The organism is Streptomyces katrae, from assembly GCF_000966975.1.
In the GTDB taxonomy this organism is placed as follows: domain Bacteria; phylum Actinomycetota; class Actinomycetes; order Streptomycetales; family Streptomycetaceae; genus Streptomyces; species Streptomyces katrae.
Genome location: NZ_JZWV01000800.1, coordinates 1 through 6,626, shown reverse-complemented (window position 1 = coordinate 6,626; position 6,626 = coordinate 1). Strand labels below are relative to the sequence as shown.

The window sequence follows — 6,626 nt, the reverse complement described above, 5'->3', positions numbered from 1 at the left end:
GTCATGCCCCTGCCCCTGTCTCCCACGGGATCCGTCCCGGTAGATGAATAAGCGCTTGCTCAGCATGGTGGGGGGTGGCACGTCTGTCAACGGACCTCCGACTACCCTCGGAGCTGTGCCGCAGATTCACGAGAACGTCCACGAACTCACCGTCGGGCAGCTGTCCGCGCGCAGCGGGGCAGCCGTCTCCGCCCTGCACTTCTACGAGACCAAGGGCCTGATCAGCAGCCGCCGCACCTCCGGCAACCAGCGCCGCTACACCCGTGAGACGCTGCGCCGGGTCGCCTTCGTACGCGCCGCCCAGCGCGTGGGCATCCCGCTCGCCAACATCCGGGAGGCACTGGCCCAGTTGCCCGAGGAACGCACCCCCACCCGGGAGGACTGGGCACGGCTGTCCGAGGCCTGGCGGGCCGAACTCGACCAGCGGATCAGCCAGCTCAGCCGGCTGCGCGACCACTTGTCGGACTGCATCGGCTGCGGCTGCCTCTCGCTGAAGAACTGCGCGCTGTCCAACCCCGACGACGTCTTCGGCGAGAAGCTCACCGGATCCCGGCTGTCCTCGTAGCAACTCCGCCCCACAACGCCCGGGCGGCCGCGACCAGTTCGGCGTTCGACCGGGCCGGCCGCCCGTCGGGCAGGGACAGCACCTCGCCGACGCCGATCCGCGCGCCCGCCCCGCACCGCGTGGCCAGCCGCAGCACCGGCCAGGCCGCGCCGTCACGCCCGTACAGCACGACCGGCACGGGGGGCGGCGGGCGCATCCAGGCGACCAGCGCGGGGTCGGCCTCCGCCAGCTCCGCCACCAGCCGGACCCGCCCGTACCGCGACGGACTCCACGCCAGGAACCGGGCCGGCGGCTCCGGCCCGGCCCCACCGCCCAGCGGGACCACGGCGTCCACCGCCACCCCGCGCTCCAGCAGGGCCCGAGCCAACGGCTCCGCCCCCGGTTCGGCGAAGGGCACCACCGCCCGGTCGGGCAGCACCTCCCAGGACCCCACCCGCTCCAGCCGGCCCGCCGGATCCGGCTCGGCCGCCACACCCGCCGGCACCACCAGCGGTACGCGGACCCCCGCGCCGCGCAACTCCGCCAGCACCGGCCCGACCACCCGGGGCGAGAGGCTCTCCCGCCCGCACGGGGTCCTGGGATGCACCAGCACCTCACCGGCCCCGGCCGCGACCGCCGCCAGCGCCGACTCCGCCAGATCCGCCGGGGACAGCGGTACGGCGCCCCCGTCGCCGGCTGCCCGGGAACCGTTCAGCGCGACCTGCAGCACCGGGCCCCACCCGGCCCCGCCGCCCGCGTCACCCGGGCCGCCACGACCGCCGCCTCCCGCGCCCACCCGGCCCGGCTCCGCCCCGCCGTTCACGCCGCGTCCGCTGCCACCGCCGGATGCACCATCGCCGTGTCCGCCAGGGCCGGCCGGGGCACCACGATCCCGCAGCCCCCGCACACCGGCCCGTCCCACGCCCAGGCCCCGCCGCCCCACGCCGCCGGCCCCGAGAGCGCCGACGGCCAGCGCAGCTCCCGCTCACCGCAGACCGGGCACGCCGTCCCCGGCTCCGACTCCAGCGCCCGCACCAGCCGTCTCAGTACCTCGCCGAGCGTCCCCTCCGGCCGTACGCCCGGATCGGCGCACCGCACCACGGCGTCCCCGCTGCCGCCCCAGGCCCACTCCGGCTGCCGCACCCCGTCGTGCTTCTCGCGTCTGCGCCGCGCCGCGAACTGCCGCTCGTACTCCAGCCAGACCGCCCTCGCGTCCTCCAGCTCCTCCAGCGCCGCGACCAGCCGCAGCGGATCCGCGCCCCGGTCCTCGGGGGCGATCCCGTGCCGGTCGCACAGGTGCCACCACGTCGCCCGGTGCCCGTAGGGCGCGAACCGCTCCAGGCAGCGGCGCAGCGAATGGCGCCGCAGGGCCCGGTCGTTGCGCGCGTCGCGCACCTGGTAGGCCAGACTCCGAAAACCCGCCACCGTACCTTCACCTCCGCCGTACCCCTGCCCATGTCCGCCCGTCGCGCTCCGCGCTACCGCGTAGAACGAAGCGACCCGCCCCGACGTGCCCAACATGCCCGACGGGATGCGGGCGCATGCGGGGGCGGTCGAGGCGTGCGGGTGGCACATGGCCGGAAGTCAGCGCCCCATGCGCCCCGCGCCGACCACGATCCGGGCCAGCTCCTCGTGGCAGATGTCGCTGTGCGCCCCCGACGGAGGGCCGCCCCGGCGGACCACGGAGCCCGCGTCCACACTGACGCAGCCGGCCTCCGGGAGCCCCCCGTCCAGGGCTCTGTCCAGGGCGATCCGCAGGGTTCCCGGTACCGCCTGCACCCCGTCGTGGCCGAGCGCGCCCCACCGGTCGTCGAAGCCGACCAGACCGGCCGAATCCCCCGCCATCCGGGAGGCCAGCGGGTAGAACACCCCGAGGGCCGAGTCGTGGGAGGAATGGCAGGCCACCACCGGTCCGTCCACCCGGCCCTGGAGCCCGCCCAGGACGCCGCCGCGGCCCGGGGAGTGGGGGAGCCGGTCGCTGAACGCGTAGTGGGAGAACGCCCCCTGGAGCAGCGTCAGCGACTTCACGTGGCGGGCGCCCGCCGGAACGGCGCGCAGGGAGAACGAGACCACCCGCGCTCCGAAGCTGTGCCCGATGAGGTGGAAGCGCAGCGCGGGCCGCCGCCCCGCGAGGTCCGTCAGCAGCGGTCCGAGCCCGTGCTCGCCGACCACCCCGGCCCGTTTCTTCATCTCGTAGTACGTGGCCTGGCGCAGCAGCTCCTTGGCGCCGCTCCACAGGGCGCGCAGCCCTTCGCCCNCGCAGCCCTCCGCCCGCCGTGAGGCCCGGCCCCGTCCAGGCCCCCCGCACCCCCTCCCCGGCGGCGCCCGCCTGCGCCAGGGCGGCGGTCAGCGCCCGGCACACCGCCACCGGCTCCAGCACGAACAGGTCCGGCACCCCCGCCTCCCCCGGCGCCGCGCCGGCCGCCGGCCCGACCCCCGCGAGCTCCCGCACCAGCGCCCCGAACTCCGCGAAGGCCGCCTCCGACTCCGGCCGCTCCTCCAGCAGCGCCGCGATCCGGTCCAGCTCCGGCTCCCGGCCGGGCCAGAACCCGCCCAGCGCCGCCCGCGTGGCCGCGTCCAGGGCGGGGCCGGCGGCCGCCTCCGCGAGCGCGCCGGGCGGATCGAAGTCCGGAATCGGCTCGTCGGAGAACCGGATCGACGGCCACACCACCCCCACATAGCCCAGCCGCACCCCAGGACCCACCAGCCCCGGGAAAGGGGCGAAGAACCGGTCGTACAGCTGGGTCGCCGTGGAACGCTCGCTGTTCCACCCGTGGGCGAAGACCAGCAGGTCGGTCGCCTCCATCCGGGCCACAGCGGCCCGCCCGGCCGGGTCCACGTCCCCCTGCGCGTCGAAGGCCAGCTCCTGGTACGGCCCGACCCCGATACCCGTTCCGCCGTCCGCCATGACGTCCTCCTTCCACGTGAGCCGTGCCCCGGTCGGTCGCAGCATCCCGCCGCCCGGCCGCGACGGCCAGACCCGTGACGACAGCAGTCGCGGACCGCTCAGGGATACAACAGGTACCGCTCCCGGACCGCCGCGAACCGGGCCAGCCCCGCCGCCCAGTCGCCCGCGACCTCGTCCACCCCCGCCCCCGCGTCCACCAGCGTCCGCACACGGTCCGAGCCGGTCAGCCGGTCGATCCACCGGTCCCGCCGCCAGCCGAACCCGCTCCACACCCGCCGCGCCGTGACCAGCAGCCCGATCCCCGCCCGCACCGGATCGAAGGCCTCCCGGTCGTGCACGATCAGCCGGACCCCGCCGCACACCTTCCCGGCGTGCTTGGAGAAGGACGGGGTGAACCAGGCCTCCCGGAACCACACCCCCGCCAGCCCCAGCCCGTTGGCCGCCTCCGCCCACCGCCGGTCGACGCCCTCGGCGCCGACCAGCTCGAAGGGGGTGGTCGTCCCCCGGCCCTCCGACAGGGTGGTCCCCTCGAACAGGCAGGTCCCCGCGTACGCGAGCGCCGTGTCCGGGGTCGGCACGTTGGGGCTCGGCGGCACCCACGGCAGACCCGTCTCCCCGAAGAACGAGCCCCGCCGCCACCCCTCCATCGGCACCGTCCGCAGCCGCGGCCCGGCGCTCCCCAGGAACTCGCCGTGGAACAGCAGGGCCAGCTCGGCCACCGTCATCCCGTGCGCGAGTGCGATCGGCTCCCGGCCCACGAAGCTCGCGTACGGCCGCTGCAGCACGGGCCCGGCGGCCCGCAGCCCGCCCACCGGGTTGGGCCGGTCCAGCACCACGACCGCCTTGTCGGCCAGCGAGGCCGCGCGCATGCAGTCGTAGAGGGTCCAGACGTAGGTGTAGAAGCGGGCCCCGACGTCCTGGACGTCGAAGACCAGCGTGTCGATGCCCGCCGCGGTGAAGAGGTCCGCGAGCCGCTGCCCGCTCCTGTCGTACGTGTCGTACACGGGCAGCCCCGTCGCCGGATCCCGGCCGGCCCCCTCCGAGCCGCCCGCCTGCGCGGTCCCGCGGAAGCCGTGCTCCGGCCCGAACACCGCGACCAGGTCGACCCGTTCGTCGGCGTGCATCACGTCGACCACGTGGCGGGCGTCGGCGGTGATCCCGGTGGGGTTGGTGACCACCCCGACCCGGCGGCCGGCGAGCTCGGCGTACCCGTCGGCGGCCAGCCGCTCGAAGCCGGTGCGGACCCGGCCGGGCGGCGGGGACCCGGCGGGCCGCCGTCCCGCTCCGACGGCACCCGCGGCACCCGCGGTCCCGGCCAGTCCCAGCAGACCGCGTCGCGACAGCGTCATCCCGCCATCCTGGGGCGCGGACCCCTTCCGCCCCGACATACCGACTGGTTAGTCTGCCCGGATCCGGTGGCCCCAGGGCCCGGCAGGCAGCGGCGAAAGGTGATCCCCGTGAACGCGTACCAGGACCAGCGAGTCGTCGTCACCGGCGCGGGCGGCGGCATCGGCGCGGCCCTCGCCCACCGCTTCGCCGCCGAGGGGGCCACCGTCGTCGTCAACGACCTCGACCCGGCCAGGGCCGCCGCCGTCGCCGGTGCCATCGGCGCCCGCGCGATCGCGGTCCCCGGCGACGCCTCGGCGGTCGTGCGGGAGGCGCGCGAGGCGCTCGGCGGGCGGGTCGACGTGTACTGCGCCAACGCCGGGCTCGCCTCGGGCGGCGACGCCTTCGCGGAGGAGGCCGTCTGGGAGGCGGCCTGGGACACCAACGTCATGGCCCACGTGCGCGCCGCCCGCGCCCTGCTGCCCGACTGGCTGGAGCGGGGTGAGGGGCGGTTCGTGTCCACCGTCTCGGCCGCCGGGCTGCTCACGATGATCGGGGCCGCGCCGTACAGTGTCACCAAGCACGGTGCCCTCGCCTTCGCGGAATGGCTCTCGCTGACCTACCGCCACCGGGGCGTGCGGGTCCACGCCATCTGCCCGCAGGGCGTGCGCACCGACATGCTGACCGCCGCGGGCTCGGCGGGCGAACTCGTCCTGGCGCCGACCGCGATCGAGCCGGACGCGGTCGCGGACGCACTGTTCGACGGCATGGAGAAAGGCCGGTTCTTGATCCTCCCGCACCCCGAGGTGGCGGACTACTACGCCGGGCGCGCGAGCGACCCCGAGCGGTGGCTGGGCGCGATGAACCACCTCCAGCAGAAGTGGGAGTCCTCATGACGGGCGCTGCCGGCGGGGGCGGGTCCCCGTACGCCGCCCGGCCGTGGCTGCGGCAGCTCAGCGCCGCCCAGCTGGCGCCGGTGGCACCGCCGGCCAGTGTGCTCGACGCCTTCCGGGCCGCCGTGGCGCGGGCGCCGGAGCGGGTCGCGCTGGCGTACTTCGACGGGCGGATCGGATACGCCGAGGCCGACGCCCTCTCCGGCTCCCTGGCCGGGTACCTCGCCGGGCGCGGGGTCCGGCGGGGCGACCGGGTCGCGGTGATGCTGCAGAACACCCCGCACTTCGTGCTCGCGGCGCTGGCCGCCTGGAAGGCCGGGGCGGTGGTCGTGCCGGTCAACCCGATGTACAAGTCCGCCGAGACGCGGCACGTGCTGGGGGATTCCGGAGCGGTCGCGCTGGTCTGCGCGGACGCGGCGTGGGAGGCGTACCTCGGGGACGCCGTCCGGGGGACCGCCGTCCGGACCGTCCTGACGGCCCGCGCCACGGACTTCCAGACCCGCGACGACCCCCGGGTCTTCCCCGGCCCGCCCGCTGCCGGCGGCACCCGCCGCGCGGAGCGGTCCCCCGCCCCCGTGCCCGCCTCAGGCGCCGACGCGGCCGGAAGCCCCCAGGGATCCACCCCGGACCTCGCCCCCCACGTGCCGGCGGGGCCGGAACTCCCCGCGGCGCCGGGCGCCCCCGTCGATCTGCTCTCCGTGGCCCGTCAGGGCCACCCCGCGCCGCCCGATCCGCGGCTCCGGGCCGAGGACGTCGCCCTCCTCAGCTACACCTCCGGTACCTCCGGCACCCCCAAGGGCGCCATGAACCCGCACGGGGCGGTCACCTACAACGCCGTCCGCCAGGTCACCGGGCACCCGATCGCCGAAGGGGCCGGGTACTTCGCGCTCGCGCCGCTGTTCCACATCACCGGGCTGGTCTGCGAGCTCACCGCCTGCCTCGTCAACGCCGGCAC

8 protein-coding genes are annotated in these 6,626 nt (G+C 76.4%); 4 read left to right on the top strand and 4 right to left on the bottom strand.

Annotation, left to right across the window (positions count from 1 at the left end):
* Positions 1-115: 115 nt before the first annotated feature.
* Entirely contained in the window at positions 116-565 is a 450-nt protein-coding gene (gene soxR / locus VR44_RS26845; RefSeq protein ID WP_045950188.1) for a redox-sensitive transcriptional activator SoxR, read from the top strand.
* On the opposite strand, the gene VR44_RS26840 is transcribed toward soxR, so the two are convergent.
* The 3 genes from VR44_RS26840 to VR44_RS48915 all read right to left on the bottom strand — a co-directional run bounded on the left by VR44_RS26840 (position 540) and on the right by VR44_RS48915 (position 2,734).
* Positions 540-1,274 carry a 3-keto-5-aminohexanoate cleavage protein gene (locus VR44_RS26840; protein WP_045950189.1) on the bottom strand — a complete coding sequence of 245 codons (735 nt, stop codon included), beginning with the start codon at positions 1,272-1,274 and terminating at the stop codon, positions 540-542. The genes soxR and VR44_RS26840 overlap by 26 nt on opposite strands.
* Positions 1,275-1,363: 89 nt before the next feature.
* The gene (locus tag VR44_RS26835) at positions 1,364-1,969 is read right to left on the bottom strand and encodes a hypothetical protein (RefSeq protein WP_045950187.1); all 606 of its coding nucleotides are present in this window, start codon (positions 1,967-1,969) and stop codon (positions 1,364-1,366) included.
* Between the two features lie 159 nt (positions 1,970-2,128).
* The gene (locus VR44_RS48915; RefSeq protein WP_342669396.1) at positions 2,129-2,734 is read right to left on the bottom strand and encodes a hypothetical protein; all 606 of its coding nucleotides are present in this window, start codon (positions 2,732-2,734) and stop codon (positions 2,129-2,131) included.
* 86 nt (positions 2,735-2,820) lie between these two features.
* Here VR44_RS48915 and VR44_RS48910 point away from each other — a divergent pair, with 86 nt between their 5' ends.
* The gene (locus tag VR44_RS48910; protein ID WP_342669395.1) at positions 2,821-3,225 is read left to right on the top strand and encodes a hypothetical protein; all 405 of its coding nucleotides are present in this window, start codon (positions 2,821-2,823) and stop codon (positions 3,223-3,225) included.
* Positions 3,226-3,550: 325 nt separating this feature from the next.
* Here the strand turns inward: VR44_RS48910 and VR44_RS26825 are convergent, their stop codons facing one another.
* Positions 3,551-4,801: an exo-beta-N-acetylmuramidase NamZ family protein gene (locus tag VR44_RS26825; RefSeq protein WP_045950186.1), complete on the bottom strand. Its 1,251-nt coding sequence runs from the start codon at positions 4,799-4,801 to the stop codon at positions 3,551-3,553.
* Positions 4,802-4,900: 99 nt separating this feature from the next.
* On the opposite strand from VR44_RS26825, the gene VR44_RS26820 reads away from it, so the two are divergent.
* Positions 4,901-5,674 carry an SDR family oxidoreductase gene (locus VR44_RS26820; protein ID WP_211275130.1) on the top strand — a complete coding sequence of 258 codons (774 nt, stop codon included), beginning with the start codon at positions 4,901-4,903 and terminating at the stop codon, positions 5,672-5,674.
* The coding region (locus VR44_RS26815; protein WP_045950184.1) for an AMP-binding protein at positions 5,671-6,626 on the top strand (956 nt) is incomplete at its 3' end. The genes VR44_RS26820 and VR44_RS26815, both read left to right, overlap by 4 nt.